Below are 16,535 nucleotides of genomic sequence, written 5' to 3'. Positions count from 1 at the left end.
AAATGATGAATTATAAATGATGAATTATAAATGATGAATTAAATTAATTAACCATTGACAATCAATAATTAACCATCAATCATTAATCATTAATCATTAATAATTAATCAAGTTTTCCATCAAAATGAGTAGACCATTTGCCTTGTACTTTCATTACCTGTTCAATAACATCACGAACAGCGCCTTTACCGCCTTTAATGTGTGAAATATATTTTGAAATTGATTTAATTTCGGGAGCTGAATCTTGCGGGCAAGTTGGTAAGCCAACTAATTTCATAACGTGGTAATCTGGAATATCGTCTCCCATATACAAAACCTGTTCTGAATTGATATTGTTAGCATCAGTGTATTCTTTGAATGTTTTTACTTTGTCCGGAGTTCCTAAATGAATATCAGTAATCCCAAGATTTCTTAACCGTACTCGAACCCCTTCGTTGCTTCCGCCCGAAATGATACATACGTTATAACCGCTTTCAACAGCTGCTTTCAAAGCATAGCCATCACGGATATTCATTGTTCTCAGCATTTCTCCATCATTAGTAACAAAGACAGAACCGTCAGTAAGTACGCCATCTACGTCAAAAATAAACGTAGTAATATCATTCATTATTTCTTTATAGCTTTTTGCCATGATTTTGTATTGATTGTGTTAGTATTTTATAAATTGCTGATTGATTTTCATTGGATAAAAAAGATTCATGTGCCGCAATTGTCGAAATGTCGTTGCGTTTTGCAGGGCCAGTCTGGGCATCTTTAGGCGAAAGTGTCAATAATTTTTCGGCAGTTTCAAGAATCAAAGGTTTTAAAATATCAAAAGAGACATGGTTTTCCTGACAGATATCGTTTCCTAATTGGTACAGATAATTAGTGAAATTATTAACAAAGACTGCTGCTACATGCAATGCTTTCCGCTGATGAGAGTCAATGGATTTCACATTGTCAGATATAGAAACTGCTGCTTTTTCCAGCACAGTATAGTCGTTTTCAGACTCCGTTTCCAAGCAAAACGGAACTGTTTTAAAATCAATTGGTTTTCCTTTTGTAAAAGTCTGTAAAGGATAAAACACACCTTTTCTATTTTTACTGTTTAGTGCTGCGAGCGGTGCACTGCCGGATGTATGAACAACCAGACGGTTTTCAAAAGGCAATTGCGAAGAAACATCTGTAATGGCATCGTCTGAAACTGATATTATGTACAAATCGGCTTCTGCCAAAGCGTTCCAATCATTGGTAATTTTGCTCGAATCGAGATTAGGAATAACTTGTTTTGGGTTTCTCGAAAATACCTGAATGATTTCAACCGCATCGCTTTTTGCGAAAGCCTCAATCAGGTGCTGCGCCACATTTCCAGAACCGATAATTGTAATTTTAATCATTTGGCAAAATTAACAAAAAAAATGAAGAGTTGAATCCCTAATTTAGCTACTTTGGAACAACCGCTAATTCGCAAATTTTTAAAAAATTACAATGCTGCAGTCTGTGAATTTGTGTATAAATAAATACCGTATTTTTGGTTTAAATTAACAATTGAGTCTTCAAACAAATGGACATTTTTAAGTATTTTTGCGACACTTTATACAAACGAAATTTATTCCCAAATGGATAAAAAATTATTCTCTGTACTATTCTCAACTCGATTAATGGCCATATTGTTCTTAACCTTTGCAATTGCAATGGGAACCGGAACTTTTATCGAAAGCAAATACAATACCGATACTGCTAGAATCTTAGTTTACAATACTTGGTGGTTTGAAGCTATTATGGGGTTCTTTATGATCAATTTCCTTGGAAACATCAAGCGTTATAATTTATTAAGAAAAGAAAAGTGGGCGACTTTACTGCTTCATTTGGCTTTTATATTCATAATTGCCGGTGCTTTTATTACCCGTTACATCAGTTTTGAAGGTATGATGCCAATCCGCGAAAATGCGGCCGAAAATCAATTTTATTCAGATAAAATGTTCCTAACACTTTTTGTTGATGGAGAGCACCAAGGAGAAATGAAACGCAGGGTTTTTGAAAAAGCGGTTTTGCTTTCACCTGTTACCAATAATGATTTTACAATGAAAGGTGATTTCTCGGGGAATAATTTTGAGGTACGTTACCAAAATTTTATTATGGGTGCCAAAGAATATGTAAAACCTGATCCAAAAGGGACTTTGTATTTGAAGTTAGTTGAAGCAGGTGATGGAGGCAGAGAGGAACATTTCTTAAAATCGGGTGAGGTTCAAAATATACACAATGTTCTTTTTGCATTAAATAAACAAACTGAGGGTGCTATAAATATTATAACTACTGATGGTGAGTATAAAATTCAAATGCCTTTTGAAGGGAATTTTATGCGAATGGCTGATAAATTACAGGGAAAAGTTACTAAAGATATTGTACAGCCACTGATGATGCGCTCATTGTACAGTATTGGAGATATCCGTTTTGTTTTTCCGGATCCAGCTGTGACAGGGATAATTGACTATGAAACCAAAAATGATTTTAAAGAAAAAAATCATGATGATGCTTTAGTTGTAAAACTGATTGCCGATGGTAAAGAAGAGTTGGTAACATTATTAGGTTCTAAAGGTAAAGTTGGAGATTCTAAAACCGTTAAAATTGGGAAAACTGAATATTCTTTTTTCTATGGAAGCAAGGCATATGTGCTGCCATTCAAAATAAAACTAAATGATTTTATTGCCAGTAAATATCCAGGTACAGAGAAAAGTTATTCATCATTTGAAAGCCAGGTGACTGTTCAGGATTCGGTTAAACCATTTGATGCCAGAATTTATATGAATCACGTTTTAGATCATGAAGGTTATCGTTTTTTTCAATCTTCATTTGATCCAGACGAAAAAGGAACTGTATTATCTGTCAACCATGATTATTGTGGAACGACGATTACTTATATTGGTTATTTTTTATTGTTTTTTAGTATGATGGCTATTATGTTTGTCAAAAATTCCCGTTTTGCCGATTTGAAAAGAAAATTAGAAGCTGTGAAAAAGAAAAAAGCAAATCTTATCACGATTTTAGTTCTGTTTTTAAGCATTTCAGGATTTGCTCAAGAACACAATCATGATCATGAACACGACCACGATCACAACCATACAGCTGAAAAGGCAGGGGAGGCACATTCTGAAAGCACAGTTCATGTGCGGGTAAAACCTACGCAGAAACAATTAGACTCTGTATTGACGTCATTTACTGTTACACCGGAACATGCTGCAAAATTTGGAAGACTGATTATTCAGGACGCTGGCGGAAGAATGAAGCCTATTAATACTTTCTCATCAGAATTGCTTCGAAAAGTAAGTCATTCCAATACTTATAAAGGGATGAACTCCGATCAAGTATTTTTATCAATGACACAAAGCGCGCAATTGTGGATCGAAATTCCGCTTATTTATATTAAGTCAGGAAATGATAGTATTCGTAAAATTATCGGAATTGATTCCAAAGATCAATTTGCTCCTTTTATCGCTTTCTTTGATGAAAAAGGAAATTATAAATTATCACCTTATTTAGATGCTGCCTACAAAGCAGGAAATCCAAATCAGTTTGAAAAGGATTTTGTTGAAACTGATAAGAAAGTAAATTTGATGGAATCGGCTTTGAGCGGAAGCATTTTACGAATTTTCCCTGTGCCAAATGATCCAGGAAATAAATGGATATCCTATCTCGAACTGGAACATGCCGGTTTAAAAGGAATGGATTCTACATATACCAAAAGTATTCTGCCTCTTTATTTTGGAACGCTGAGTCACGCAATCGAATCAAAGAATTATAAAACTGCAAATGAACTGCTGGAAAGTATTAACGGTTTTCAAAAGAAATTTGGAAGCAAAGTAAGACCGAGCGAGGAAAAAATAGACTTAGAAATTGCATACAATAAATATGATCTTCTTCAGAAACTGCCTTTTGCTTATCTATTTGCAGCAATTTTGATGTTAGCATTTACGATTATTCAAATTTTTAAAGATTCAAAGCTAATACGTATTTTAGTTAACTCAATGCACATTATTATTGCAGTATTTTTTCTGCTTCATACTATAACATTAATAGCACGCTGGTATATTTCGGGACATGCGCCATGGAGTAATGCTTATGAGGCGATTGTGTATGTGGCTTGGGCAACAATGTTTTTTGGTTTAGCATTTGATATAAAATCAAAATTAACCGTTGCTTCGGCAGCATTTGTTACAGCGATGATACTTGCGGCGGCTTATGCCAACTGGATTGATCCGGAAATAGCTAATCTGCAGCCAGTTCTTAATTCCTATTGGTTAATGATTCACGTGGCTGTTATTGTGGCTAGTTATGGACCATTTGCTTTAGGAATGATTCTAGGTTTTGTATCGCTTCTTTTGATCTTTTTTACCAATGAAAATAACAAAGCTAAAATGGCATTGAATATTAAAGAAATCACCTATATTAATGAAATGGCATTAACAATCGGCTTGATAATGCTGACTATTGGAAACTTTCTTGGCGGACAATGGGCAAATGAAAGCTGGGGACGCTATTGGGGATGGGATCCTAAAGAAACCTGGGCCTTAATTAGTATTATGGTATATGCTTTTGTAATTCATGCCAGATTTGTCCCTTCATTAAGAGGAAAGTGGATTTTCAATTTAATGAGTATGTTTGCCTTTATATCAATTCTATTCACCTATTATGGAGTTAATTTTCATTTAGTAGGACTGCATTCTTATGCTAGCGGCGAAGCACATTCTTTGAGCTGGATATGGTATTCGCTGGGGACAATTTCTGTCATAGGAGCTGCAACTTATCCAAAATATAAAAAGTTTTACAGTAAGAATAAATAATTATAAAAATTAATTTAAATTTTAAAAAGGCCAATCTATGATTGGTCTTTTTTATTTGAAGACAATATTAAAAAGAAGGTTAAAGCTTACTATTTATTTAATTTAATGTTTTTAAGCGATATAATATTAGTTTTTATAGATTAATGGCACGATAATTGAAATGTCTGATTACAGATAATATTATGAGTAACATATCTTTAAAAGTTAGTAGGTTATTTTCATGGTTTTTTACAGTTAGTTAGATTAAGGTTGAATACTTATAAAATTATCCATTTTGTTTGTTAAGATGCTCCACTTTGGAGCATCTTTTTTTTGTAAATCTTAGAACAAAATTATTCAGAATTTGGAACATCGAAATGAATCAAATGAGCAAATTTAATTAGCATCGTGTAAATGTGGTATTAAAAACAGTATCCTTATAACCTTTTTTGTGTTATATCTTTCTTGTTTTTAGATACTTATGCGATTTGTTTGATTTGTAAATAGCTAATTTTACTTACAAATTATATTGTTTTTTGTGTTGATAGACTATTTTTTATTAGGATTAAGATTATATTTAAATAAATAATATGTATTTTATCGATAAAATATGCTTTTTAAATTAAGCAGTTATTTTAAATTGTATATTTGGTCATCTATTCAAAAAAAGATAATTTTTATAGATTTGTAATTTTTTATAGATTTAGTAGGTTAGGTTTAGGGAAACAAATTACATGGGGGAATCTTATAAAAATTATCGATTAAAAGAGGTTTTTCTTTTAAACCTCTTTTTTTTATGCCCGACAATTTCTGTTCCTAACTCAATTTTAAAATAGTGGCTAATAATAGATATATTTGTTTAATTTTATATCAAAATAAAAACCATGAAAAAAATAATAGCTGCTTTCTGTGTAATGTTCCTTTTTAATATTCAAATTCAGGCACAAGTGAAACAAAATATTTATCAATTTAAAGTAGAAGATCTTAATGGCAAAACTTTTGATTTCGCCACTTTAAAAGGGAAAAAGGTAATGATCGTCAATACTGCTTCAAAATGCGGATTGACACCTCAGTATAAAGATCTGGAAGCTTTATATAAAGAATATGCTTCCAAAGGTTTTGTGATTGTTGGTTTTCCAGCCAATAATTTTGCTTCACAGGAGCCGGGGACCAATGAAGAAATTGCTAGTTTTTGTCAGTTAAACTATGGAGTTACCTTTCCTATGATGGATAAGGTTTCAGTAAAAGGGGACGATATGTGTGCCGTTTATCAGTTTTTGACTCAAAAATCTAAAAATGGATTGGAAGATTCTGAAGTAAAATGGAATTTTCAAAAGTACCTTATCAATGAAAAAGGAGAATTAGTAAAAGTAATTTCGCCAAAAACATTACCAACAGACCCAGAAGTGGTGAATTGGATTAAGGCTTAATTTGTTGTTCTTATCGATTAAAATAAAAAAGGTTCAATTATTTGAACCTTTTTTATTTGTGTTAGAAAAAAATATTCTTCTTTTAAACTTTTCCTAAAGTATATAACTGCTCCATTGTTGGTGAAGGACTTCCGCCTTCTGGTTCTAATGTTATTCCAAAAGCTTCGGCAAAACCAGTATCGCTGACTTCGAATATTTTTTGGTCGTTAGCATCGAAATTTGCCAGTAATCCAATGCTTGTAGGTGTTAAAACTGGTGCTAATTTCAAAGCCCATACTTGGTAAACCTTTCCTTTTGGTGGTTTCGGCAGACCCGATGCATCTACATATACAGCTTTGGTTTCTTTATTCCAGTATATTTTTGCGAATGAAGCAGGGGAGACAGTCTGCCCGCCCAAGCTTACTACAGTATTTTTTGGATCACGAATGACAGCCAGACTCGTTTCGATAGTTTTGTTTTTTATACCTAATGAATCTACTGTTTTAATCAGATTTTCTTTTTCAGAATTTATTTCAACTACTTGATTGTTGGTCTCATTGAGCTGCTGATATTGATAGCCAATGCCTAATAATAAAACTACAGCGGCAGCCCAGCCGATATAAGTATATTTTGATTTTGGCGGAGTCATTTCGACTATTTTCCCATGTTTCAGTTCTAATTTGGCTTTAATTTTTTCATAATTAGCAACCGAATGAAATGGAGAAAAAGTCGAAGATAAGGCCACAATAGCTTTCTCGATTGAAATAATTTCATCGTTTATTTCACTGTACTCTTTTGCCAAAGCAGCAATCTCTATATTTTCTGTTTCGCTAAGCAAACCATAAACATAAAGCTCTAAAATTCCGGAGTCTATATATTTTTTTGTATCCATTATAATTTTAAATAAAGTCGTAAATCGTTAATGCAATTTCTGTTTTGTGTTTTAACAGTTCCCAAAGGAATTTCTAATTCTTCCGAAGCTTCTTGCTGTGTATATCCTTTAAAAAATAACAGATCGATAATCTGTATACACTTGGGTTTAAGTTTTTTTACAAATTCCTGAATTCCGATAGCGTCAATCTTATGAGACAGTTTATTGCTGTCGTCTAATAGATTTACGAAATTATCCGAAGAAAGGTTTTTTTGACTGTTATTAAAATTTTTGGAACGAAGTTTATCTATAGATGTATTGCGTGCAATATTAATTATCCAAGTGTAAAAACGCCCTTTGCTTTCGTGATATGAATCGATATTCTTCCAGATTTTAACAAAAACTTCCTGTAAAACATCTTCGGCTTCTTCTCGATTTTTGACTAAAGTATTGATGACTGCAAACAAACTTTTAGAATACATATCGTATAAATGCGTAAAAGCTTTTTCATCCTTACTGTAAATTAAAACTAATAATTCTTCTTGCGTCATGGTGTATGGATTTGTGAATTACAAACATATACAAATCATTTCAATTCCTGACATTTTTAATAATTATCGAAAATAAATAAATCTGATTTTAAAATTTAATATTTTTTAAAATTTTAAAACGATGATAATCAATCGGTTGAAATTTATTTTAACTTTTTTTTTGATTTTTTAAAACCAAAAGCAAGCCAATTGCGTAAATGCTTTTATAACCTTTTAAATTATAATAAAATGAAAAAATCAAAATTAGTATTAGGACTTTCATTCTTGGCTGTGTCAGGATTAGTTCTAATTGCGGCGGATCACATTGATGCGCCTTCAGTGACCGGTAATGCGGCAGACATTACAGACATGTTCACTTTTCAGGGGCAGGATACCAATAATTTAGTTTTTGCTGTTAATACCCAAGGATTGTTATCTCCTAACAAAACAGCTGAAGCCGTATTTAATGAAAATGTGATGATCGAAGTCAATATTGACAATACAGGCGATAATGTTGAAGATCTAGTAATTCAGGCTATAAAAAGAGGTGATAAAATGTATTTCTTCGGACCTTATAAACCTTCGATGACAGGGAAAAGCAGTTCAATAGATGTAAGTAAAGCTTCTGGAGACGTTGCAATTTCTACTTATAAAATGAATCCGGTAACAGCTTCTAAAAACGGAATGAAGTTTTTTGCAGGACCAAGAGACGATCCATTTTTCTTTGATTTAGGTCAATTCCAGAAAATTTTAGGAGGAACTGCAACTGGATTCAATAATCCGGGCATAGACACTTTTGCAGGTACAAATGTTTTGTCGGTTGTTGTTGAAGTGCCAAAAGCAATGCTGGGAGGTTCAGGAACTTTGAACGTTTGGGCTGAAACTAAGAAAAAACAATAAGAAATAGTATTAAAAACTAAAAGATAATAGTATGAAAACGAATAAATTAAAAATGATGACAATCGCACTTGCAGTAGCATTGGTTTCTGCAAATTGTGATAATAACGATGACAATAATACTAATACAGGAAACGAAATGATGGATTTTTCCGGAACATATGTACAGCAGGATCAAATGGCCAGGCCAGCAATAAACACTGTTTTTATTGCATCTGGACAGCCAAAAGATGATTTTAATGCCGCTATTCCATCCGCTATGGGGAGCAAATATCAATCGATTTTTCAATCGAGACTGATGGCTTTGAATCCAGCTTATGATATGAATGCTTTGGGACAATCAGCTGCTGCGTTTACAGGACTTTTGGCTACAGATGTACTGAATGTATCTACGACTAAAAAGACCACTTTTTTTGATGGGACAAATGTTCTAACAGGAAGAGCTTTGGCTGATGATGTAATTGATGTTGAATTGTTATTGATTTTTGGCGGTTCAGCCGGAACTTCAAATCCTCAATTGACTTCAGATCACGTTGATGCTAATGATATAGCATTTGGAACCAATTTTCCATATTTAGCAACAGCTTGGTAATTTTATTAAAAACAGAACAGGTTCCTACTGCTTGTTCTGTTTTTATTTTCAACAACAAACAAATAAGTTATTATGAAAACAGTCAAAAACATTTTGGTATTGTTACTTGTTATAGCGCTAGCAAGCTGTAGTAATAAACCAAGTGATCAAATTACAAATGCTGACGATTATGATCAATATTTGAATTTAATAGATAATAAATCACTTGATTTAGCTCACAAAGAAATTGTTTTTTGGGAAGATAAATTAGATAGAGCTCCAAATCAAAGTACTTATTTGGGACAATTAGCAACCAATTATGCTACAATTTTTGAATATACTGGAGCCATTGAAAATTTGTATAAAACAGAAGCGCTTCTAGAAGAAGCCAATAAAGCCAATAATTACGGCAGAGTAGGAACTTTGCGTTCTTTGGCCAGAAATTATATTTCACAGCATCGTTTTAAAGAAGCTTTAGTTTTGGCTAATAAGGCTTTTGCAATTGGTGAAGGAAAAAAAGAAACTCAAAAATTACTTTTTGATGTGCATATGGAGCTGGGAAATTACGATGAAGCAGTCAAAAATCTTGAAGCGATCAAAGACTTTAATGATTATGATTATTTAATTCGGATTGCTAAATGGAACGATCACAAAGGCGATTTACCAACAGCCATACAATTTATGGAGAAAGCCAGAACGATTGCCGAAAAAGAAGACAATAAAACACTGCGAATTTGGTCTTACTCTAATTTGGGCGATTTTTATGGTCACGCAGGGCGTATTCAAGACTCTTATAATAGTTATTTACAGACATTGAAATTAGATCCAAATTATTTCTATGCGTTAAAAGGAATTGCATGGATTGTTTTTTCGCACGAAAGAAATACTGCCGAAGCAAAAAGAATAATTGAAACAATTTCCAAAACACATAACACGCCCGATTTTTATCTGCTGAAAGCCCAGATTGCGCAGTATGAAGGGAATTCTGCCGAAGAAAATATAAATACAGCTGCGTATTTTGCAATGCTGAAAACTAATAATTACGGTGCTATGTACAACAAATACAATGTTTTATTATTCGCAGATAAAAAAGAAACAGCTCCAAAAGCATTAGAAATTGCTAAAATAGAAGTGGATCACAGACCAACACCAGATTCGTATGATTTATTAGCATGGTCGTATTATAATGTTGGAAATGTTAAAAAAGCGCTGGAAATTGCTCAAAGCCATGTGGCTGGGAAATCCTTTGAGCCCAGAGTGCAATACCACTTAGCAGCTATTTATAAATCGAATAATTTTAGCGAAAAAATTCCGTCTATTAAGAAAGAACTTCTAAAGAGTACTTACGAATTAGGTCCGAATTTTGAAACTAAAATTATTCAATTATAAAATTCCCCTATGAAAAAAACGCTGTTGATTCTAATCGCTTTTATTGGCTTGTATTCTCACGCCCAAACTGTAAATGGAAAAATTATTGATGCTTTCGGGCACCCAATAGAAAATGCGTATGTACTAAATACCACCTCTGAAAGTCATGCGCATACTAATGAGTTGGGTGTCTTTAGCATCGAAAAAACAACTGCCGAAAATATTTTGAAAATCAGTGCTTTGGGTTATAAAAAGACAACTTATACAATAACCAATGATACGGTTTTGATTACTCTTGAAGCGGATAGTTTTCAATTATCAGAAGTTATCATCCAGCCAAAATTGTCGGCTATGAATGTGATTACCAAGATTGATTTGGAAACTTCGCCTGTCAATTCCACACAGGAAATATTGCGTAAAGTTCCTGGTTTGTTTATAGGTCAGCATGCGGGCGGAGGCAAAGCGGAGCAGATGTTTTTGAGAGGATTTGATGTGGATCATGGAACTGATGTAGCACTTTCGGTTGATGGAATACCAGTAAATATGGTTTCTCATGCGCACGGGCAAGGCTATTCGGATTTGCATTTTGTAATTCCGGAAACTGTCGACAAAATAGATTTCGGAAAGGGAACGTATTATGCCACTAAGGGTGATTTTAACACGGCGGGTTATGTTGATTTTAAAACCAAGGATAAACTGGAAAACAGTAGTATTGGTGTTGAAATTGGTCAGTTCAATACTTTTAGAACCATCGGTTTATTTGATTTATTGGGTAAGCAAAAAATGCAGAGTGCTTATTTGGCAACCGAATATATTATGACTGACGGTCCGTTTGATTCGCCTCAAAATTTTAACCGAATTAATATTTTAGGTAAATATTCTGCTGTTTTGGATGATAATAGTACTGTTTCTATTTTAGGTTCGCGCTTTTCAAGCAAATGGGATGCTTCCGGACAAATTCCACAGCGATTGGTTGATGAAGGGACAATTTCTAGATTTGGCTCGGTTGATGATACCGAAGGAGGAAATACTTCCCGAACTAATTTTAATGTCGCGATAAATAAATCAATAGATGCAAATACTTTCTTGAAAGCGAATACTTTTTACAGCAATTATCAATTTGAACTGTACTCGAATTTTACATTTTTCTTGGAAGATCCAATAAATGGCGACCAAATTCGTCAAAAAGAAGACAGGAATATTTATGGGATAAATGCTGAATTGAATAACAAGCATCTTTATGGTGAAACCGAAGTTTTATACCAAGTTGGTGTTGGTGTCCGCAACGATCAGACAAAAGATACCGAATTATCACACACAGTAAACCGAAATACCACTTTGGAACAAATAAAATTAGGCGATATCGATCAATCGAATATGTTTACTTATTTGAATACCGAAATTACTTTGGGCAAGCTGATTATAAATCCTGCGGTTCGATTGGATTATTTTAAATTCAATTATTTGGACAAACTACAGGTTAATTATGAACCACAAACTCAGGATAAGGTAAAAATTTCTCCCAAGTTAAATTTCATTTATTCTGAAAATAACGATTTACAGTTTTTTGTAAAATCAGGGATGGGATTTCACTCCAATGATACCAGAGTTGTGGTTGCGAATAGCGGAGAGGAAATTTTGCCAACTGCTATAGGCACTGATGTTGGTACGATTTGGAAGCCTTTTCCAAAATTGATCGTTAATTCGGCTTTATGGTATTTGTATTTACAGCAAGAGTTTGTGTATGTTGGCGATGCCGGAATTGTTGAGACTAGCGGGAAAACCAAAAGAATGGGGCTGGATTTAGGTTTGCGTTACCAATTGAATGACTTTTTGTTTTTTGATTTTGATGGAAATTATACTCACGCCAGAAGCATTGACGCCCCAAAAGGAGAGAATTATATTCCGCTGGCACCAGCATTTACAACTACAGGCGGAATCAGTTTACAGAATTGGAAAAACTTTTCGGGTGGAATCCGTTATCGTTATATGGATGACAGACCTGCAAACGAAGACAATTCGATAGTTGCAAAAGGCTATTTTGTTGCTGATTGCAATCTAAATTATACCTACAATAAAAAGATAATATTTGGTATTTCGATTCAAAATTTATTCAATACCAAATGGAATGAAACCCAGTTTGCCACCGAATCACGATTACAGAATGAACCTGCACCTGTCGAAGAAATTCATTTTACGCCAGGAACCCCTTTTTACCTCAAAGGAATGATTACCTATAACTTTTAAATCTCAGAATTTAATTTGTTTGTTGTGGAGTCTGTTGTTGCTAGCGACAGACTCCTTTTTTATTTTTTTACGATTCGTCCTTGGTTGTTCGCACCAAACTTATTCCCGAAGTAAAAAATACAATTCCTAAGATTCCGTAAATAATTAATGATTTAACATCTCTTGTTCCGCCTGATGTATCTGCAAATATTACTGCTGTGTAAATAAGCCCTGCTATACCAAGAATAGTAAGCAATCCTCCGAAAAATCTTTTTAGGTTCATGACGATTTTGTTTAAGATTATATGCAAATTTATTAGCATAGTCACTCAAAGGCGTTACATATTTATTGCAGAAACTTATAAGATTTAAGGATTGGTGCGGTTACTTTTCCTTGGCAATAATTTCCTTAACTGTAGCTTCGTAATTTCGAATGCTTTTTGCTTTTTTGATGTTTTTGTGGACTTTATGAGGATTCGAAAAGATAACCGAAAAGTACTCCCACAGATGGTGCATTTTCAACAAAATATGAGTTTGCCCCGATAAAGATTCGCTATAACCTTCATATAAAGTATCGTGAAAGGCACTGAATAATTCCATTTTATTCTTAGGGTATTCAGTAGTATTATTTTTTATCATGCTAGGCAAAAACGGATCAGCAATTAATCCTCGGCCAATCATCCAGTGGTCTATCGAAGGAAAACGCTCCTGCATTTCATGAAATTTAGCCACCGAAGTGATATCGCCGTTATAATACAGTTTGTGTTTAGTGTTGTCAATGCATTGCTGAAATGCATCTAAATGAACACCGCCCTTGTACAACTGCTTGCCTATACGGGCGTGAATAGCAATATTTTTTATTGGATACCTATCCAAAATTGGTAAAACATCTAGAATTTCTTCGGTAGTATCGTATCCCAGACGCATTTTCATAGAAACGATAATATCTGTTTCGGAATGTGCTCTATCCAGAATGTTATTGATTTGTTCAGTATTTTTAATCAATCCAGAACCCATTCCAGATTTGGTTACCATTGGATAAGGACAGCCCAGATTCCAGTTCAATTCTTTGTATCCCAATTCTCTAACATATTTGGAAACAAATAAAAACTCCTCGGCATCATTGGTAATAACCTGCGGAATTACTTCTAAAGTGTTATTGTTTTCAAGTAGCAGATCACGTTCATAAGATGATTTAATAACCAGTTTTCCGTTCAATCGGATGTAAGGAGAATAGAAAGTGTCTATTCCTCCGAAATATTTATTTTGAGCATTTCTAAAACGAAAATCGGTAAATCCCTGCAGGGGTGAAGAAAGCAGTGTGAAACTCATAGTGTTTTATAAAAGTTGCAAAGATACTATAAAGTTGCATGTCATAAAGTCCAAAGTTGAAAGTCATAAAGTCAAAGCTAATGTCGCAATAAGAAGACTTTGCAACTTTCGACTTTAAGACTTTTGACTTTAAGACTCCAATATCAACTGCATAAAAACCGAATGTAACCAGCGGTCAAATTTATAAGCAGAATCTTTAATTACTCCAACGGTTTTGAATCCAAATTTCTCATGAAAATCGATACTGCTTTGGTTTTCTTCGTCGATTACGGCAATCATTGTGTGCAGGTTTTGTTTTTTTGCCAATTCGATAAGTTCCTGCAATAATAATTTGCCAATTCCTTTTCCGTGAAAATCATTGTCCACATAAACAGAATGTTCAACGGTATATTTATACGCTTCCCGAAATCGGAATTCACCATACATTCCAAAACCAGCGACTTTACCGTCTGTTTCGGCAACAATTACGGGGAAGTTCTTCTTGATTTTATCGTCCAAAAAAGATTTCTGCAGTTCATAACTTCGAATGTTATAATCATATATGGCAGTCGAATGCAGAATGTTATAATTGATAATGTCTAATATCGCTTGCGTATCCTCAGTTTGATAAGGTCTGATGGTAATTTTCATGGAAGTTTTATTTGTCGTTCAAAATTATGAAAACTATGACCAAAATCAGCAGAAAAGCTTCAGCAACTTTGTAACTTTGCAAAACAATTTTAGAAGTTTTCTTTAAACTTTTAAACATTAAACTTTTAAACCTTTTAAATGATTTATCCCAAAATACCATTAGCACAAAGCATTCTTCAAATATTTTTAGCCAAAGAAATCACCAACATTATCATATCTCCCGGTTCTAGAAATGCACCTCTCACGATAGGTTTTGCCAGTAATCCCGCTTTTCAGTGTTACAGCATCGCCGATGAGCGTGCCGCCGCCTTTTTTGCTTTGGGAATTGCCCAGCAGACCCGTAAACCTACAGTGGTGGTTTGTACGTCGGGTTCGGCATTACTGAACTATTATCCAGCTTTTGCGGAAGCGTTCTACAGCGAGATTCCGCTTATTGTTATTTCGGCAGACAGACCGCAAAGCAAGATTGATATTGGTGACGGACAGACCATTCGTCAGCAGAATGTTTTTGAGAATCATTCGCTGTACAATGCTAATTTACTCGAAGACGCTTCAGAAGAAAACGACATAAAAATAAATGAAGCGATTAATACTGCGATCGACAAAAAAGGACCGGTACACATCAATGCTCCATTTGAAGAACCTTTATATGAAACTGTTTCAGATTTAAGTGTCAATAGTAAAGTTTTCGCTTCCGCAAATGAACCGCAGACTGTTGATTTGGAAGATTTAAAAAAGTATGCTGATATTTGGAACAAAACTTCCCGAAAATTAGTTTTGATAGGTGTTAACGAACCTAATTCAATTTCGGAAGCAACTATTGAAGCTTTGGCTCAAAAGGAATCAGTGGCGGTTATGACGGAGAATACTTCGAATGTGCATCACGAAAGCTTCATTACCAGTATCGATACAATCATTACACCTTTTACAGCTGAAGATTTTGAGGCATTTCGTCCAGAAATTTTGATCACTTTTGGCGGAATGGTTGTTTCCAAACGTATTAAAGCTTTCTTGAGAAAATACCAGCCAAAACACCATTGGCACATTGACACATTAAGAGCGTATGATACTTTTGGCTGTCTGACAAAGCATTTCGAATTGGATCCTAATACTTTTTTTAATGCTTTTTTGCCATTGACATCAAAAGTGGAGAGTGATTATTTTTCCCGATTTGATACTCTTAGAAAATTCCGTAAAGAAAAACATGACAGTTATTTGTCCAAAATTCCTTTTACAGATTTCAAGGTTTTTGAGAAAGTAATTGAGAGTCTTCCTAAAAACAGTCAGCTGCAGATAAGTAACAGTTCAGCTATACGTTATGCGCAGTTAATTCCGATAGATTCATCGATTGAAGTATTCTGCAACAGAGGAACCAGCGGGATTGACGGAAGCACTTCGACAGCAATTGGAGCTGCGGTTGCAAATGGTAAACCAACCGTTTTTATCACTGGCGATATTGGGTTTTTATATGACAGTAATGCGCTTTGGAATAATTATATCCCCAAAGACTTTAAAATCATCCTGATTAATAATGGAGGAGGAGGGATTTTTAGAATTTTGCCTGGTCACTCAGAAACTCCTGTTTTTAATACTTTTTTTGAAACATTCCATCATCTGACGGCTGAACATTTGGCAAAAATGTTTGGTCTGAATTATTTTACGGCAAATGATGAAGAGAGTATGATAAATGGATTGGATTCCCTGTATGCTCAAAATGACAGACCAAGCCTGCTGGAATTTTTTACTCCAACATTAGAAAATAATAATATTTTATTGCAGTATTTTAAGGAGTTAATGTAATTGTAGTAATAAGGCTTAAATATTGTGTAAGAACAATTCTCGATATAAAAAAACGTTTAAAATCATTTTATGAAAAAATAATGAATAAAAATCGCACACATAA

Annotated in this window: 14 protein-coding genes; 7 read left to right on the top strand and 7 right to left on the bottom strand. The window is 34.0% G+C overall.

Features of this window, described 5'->3' with window-relative positions; genetic code table 11:
• Positions 1–103: 103 nt before the first annotated feature.
• On the bottom strand, positions 104–631 hold the full coding sequence (locus C8P67_RS16950; protein ID WP_115814371.1) for a KdsC family phosphatase: 528 nt from the start codon (positions 629–631) through the stop codon (positions 104–106).
• On the bottom strand, positions 615–1,376 hold the full coding sequence (locus tag C8P67_RS16945) for a Rossmann-like and DUF2520 domain-containing protein (RefSeq protein WP_115814370.1): 762 nt from the start codon (positions 1,374–1,376) through the stop codon (positions 615–617). Before C8P67_RS16945 ends, C8P67_RS16950 begins: the two co-directional genes overlap by 17 nt.
• Before the next feature lie 222 nt (positions 1,377–1,598).
• Here C8P67_RS16945 and ccsA point away from each other — a divergent pair, with 222 nt between their 5' ends.
• The gene (gene ccsA / locus C8P67_RS16940) at positions 1,599–4,820 is read left to right on the top strand and encodes a cytochrome c biogenesis protein CcsA (RefSeq protein ID WP_115814369.1); all 3,222 of its coding nucleotides are present in this window, start codon (positions 1,599–1,601) and stop codon (positions 4,818–4,820) included.
• Between the two features lie 863 nt (positions 4,821–5,683).
• On the top strand, positions 5,684–6,229 hold the full coding sequence (locus C8P67_RS16935) for a glutathione peroxidase (RefSeq protein ID WP_115814368.1): 546 nt from the start codon (positions 5,684–5,686) through the stop codon (positions 6,227–6,229).
• 82 nt (positions 6,230–6,311) lie between these two features.
• On the opposite strand, the gene C8P67_RS16930 is transcribed toward C8P67_RS16935, so the two are convergent.
• Positions 6,312–7,100 (bottom strand): anti-sigma factor, encoded by a 789-nt coding sequence (locus tag C8P67_RS16930; protein WP_115814367.1) that lies wholly within the window; start codon positions 7,098–7,100, stop codon positions 6,312–6,314.
• Positions 7,100–7,630, bottom strand: coding sequence for an RNA polymerase sigma factor (locus tag C8P67_RS16925; RefSeq protein WP_115814366.1), 531 nt, complete (start codon positions 7,628–7,630; stop codon positions 7,100–7,102). Before C8P67_RS16925 ends, C8P67_RS16930 begins: the two co-directional genes overlap by 1 nt.
• Before the next feature lie 228 nt (positions 7,631–7,858).
• Between C8P67_RS16925 and C8P67_RS22425 the strand changes: the two genes are divergently transcribed.
• The 4 genes from C8P67_RS22425 (at position 7,859) to C8P67_RS16905 (ending at position 12,692) form a co-directional block, all read left to right on the top strand.
• Positions 7,859–8,509, top strand: coding sequence for a DUF4331 family protein (locus C8P67_RS22425; RefSeq protein ID WP_115814365.1), 651 nt, complete (start codon positions 7,859–7,861; stop codon positions 8,507–8,509).
• A gap of 31 nt (positions 8,510–8,540) precedes the next feature.
• Positions 8,541–9,098: a DUF4331 family protein gene (locus tag C8P67_RS22420; RefSeq protein ID WP_115814364.1), complete on the top strand. Its 558-nt coding sequence runs from the start codon at positions 8,541–8,543 to the stop codon at positions 9,096–9,098.
• Between the two features lie 72 nt (positions 9,099–9,170).
• Positions 9,171–10,466, top strand: a complete 1,296-nt coding sequence (locus tag C8P67_RS16910; protein WP_115814363.1) for a tetratricopeptide repeat protein — start codon at positions 9,171–9,173, stop codon at positions 10,464–10,466.
• A gap of 9 nt (positions 10,467–10,475) precedes the next feature.
• The gene (locus C8P67_RS16905; RefSeq protein ID WP_115814362.1) at positions 10,476–12,692 is read left to right on the top strand and encodes a TonB-dependent receptor; all 2,217 of its coding nucleotides are present in this window, start codon (positions 10,476–10,478) and stop codon (positions 12,690–12,692) included.
• 67 nt (positions 12,693–12,759) lie between these two features.
• Here the strand turns inward: C8P67_RS16905 and C8P67_RS16900 are convergent, their stop codons facing one another.
• The 3 genes from C8P67_RS16900 to C8P67_RS16890 all read right to left on the bottom strand — a co-directional run bounded on the left by C8P67_RS16900 (position 12,760) and on the right by C8P67_RS16890 (position 14,632).
• On the bottom strand, positions 12,760–12,954 hold the full coding sequence (locus tag C8P67_RS16900; RefSeq protein WP_115814361.1) for a hypothetical protein: 195 nt from the start codon (positions 12,952–12,954) through the stop codon (positions 12,760–12,762).
• Positions 12,955–13,054: 100 nt separating this feature from the next.
• Positions 13,055–14,002: a tRNA dihydrouridine synthase gene (locus tag C8P67_RS16895; protein ID WP_115814360.1), complete on the bottom strand. Its 948-nt coding sequence runs from the start codon at positions 14,000–14,002 to the stop codon at positions 13,055–13,057.
• A 129-nt stretch (positions 14,003–14,131) separates the two neighbouring features.
• Positions 14,132–14,632 (bottom strand): GNAT family N-acetyltransferase, encoded by a 501-nt coding sequence (locus C8P67_RS16890; protein WP_115814359.1) that lies wholly within the window; start codon positions 14,630–14,632, stop codon positions 14,132–14,134.
• A gap of 138 nt (positions 14,633–14,770) precedes the next feature.
• Here C8P67_RS16890 and menD point away from each other — a divergent pair, with 138 nt between their 5' ends.
• Complete coding sequence (gene menD / locus C8P67_RS16885) at positions 14,771–16,432, top strand: 2-succinyl-5-enolpyruvyl-6-hydroxy-3-cyclohexene-1-carboxylic-acid synthase (RefSeq protein ID WP_115814358.1); 1,662 nt, start codon at positions 14,771–14,773, stop codon at positions 16,430–16,432.
• Positions 16,433–16,535 lie beyond the last annotated feature (103 nt).

The organism is Flavobacterium aquicola (assembly GCF_003385115.1).
Classification (GTDB): domain Bacteria; phylum Bacteroidota; class Bacteroidia; order Flavobacteriales; family Flavobacteriaceae; genus Flavobacterium; species Flavobacterium aquicola.
The sequence above is the reverse complement of the archived record's forward strand: the minus strand, read 5'-3'. Positions and strand labels throughout refer to the sequence as shown.

Coding starts and splice junctions, on each gene's coding strand:
- C8P67_RS16935 (WP_115814368.1), top strand. CDS start 5,684: ATGAAAAAAATAATAGCTGCTTTCTGTGTAATGTTCCTTTTTAATATT.
- C8P67_RS22425 (WP_115814365.1), top strand. CDS start 7,859: ATGAAAAAATCAAAATTAGTATTAGGACTTTCATTCTTGGCTGTGTCA.
- C8P67_RS16900 (WP_115814361.1), bottom strand. CDS start 12,954: ATGAACCTAAAAAGATTTTTCGGAGGATTGCTTACTATTCTTGGTATA.
- C8P67_RS22420 (WP_115814364.1), top strand. CDS start 8,541: ATGAAAACGAATAAATTAAAAATGATGACAATCGCACTTGCAGTAGCA.
- C8P67_RS16895 (WP_115814360.1), bottom strand. CDS start 14,002: ATGAGTTTCACACTGCTTTCTTCACCCCTGCAGGGATTTACCGATTTT.
- C8P67_RS16930 (WP_115814367.1), bottom strand. CDS start 7,100: ATGGATACAAAAAAATATATAGACTCCGGAATTTTAGAGCTTTATGTT.
- C8P67_RS16945 (WP_115814370.1), bottom strand. CDS start 1,376: ATGATTAAAATTACAATTATCGGTTCTGGAAATGTGGCGCAGCACCTG.
- menD (WP_115814358.1), top strand. CDS start 14,771: ATGATTTATCCCAAAATACCATTAGCACAAAGCATTCTTCAAATATTT.
- C8P67_RS16925 (WP_115814366.1), bottom strand. CDS start 7,630: ATGACGCAAGAAGAATTATTAGTTTTAATTTACAGTAAGGATGAAAAA.
- C8P67_RS16910 (WP_115814363.1), top strand. CDS start 9,171: ATGAAAACAGTCAAAAACATTTTGGTATTGTTACTTGTTATAGCGCTA.
- ccsA (WP_115814369.1), top strand. CDS start 1,599: ATGGATAAAAAATTATTCTCTGTACTATTCTCAACTCGATTAATGGCC.
- C8P67_RS16890 (WP_115814359.1), bottom strand. CDS start 14,632: ATGAAAATTACCATCAGACCTTATCAAACTGAGGATACGCAAGCGATA.
- C8P67_RS16950 (WP_115814371.1), bottom strand. CDS start 631: ATGGCAAAAAGCTATAAAGAAATAATGAATGATATTACTACGTTTATT.
- C8P67_RS16905 (WP_115814362.1), top strand. CDS start 10,476: ATGAAAAAAACGCTGTTGATTCTAATCGCTTTTATTGGCTTGTATTCT.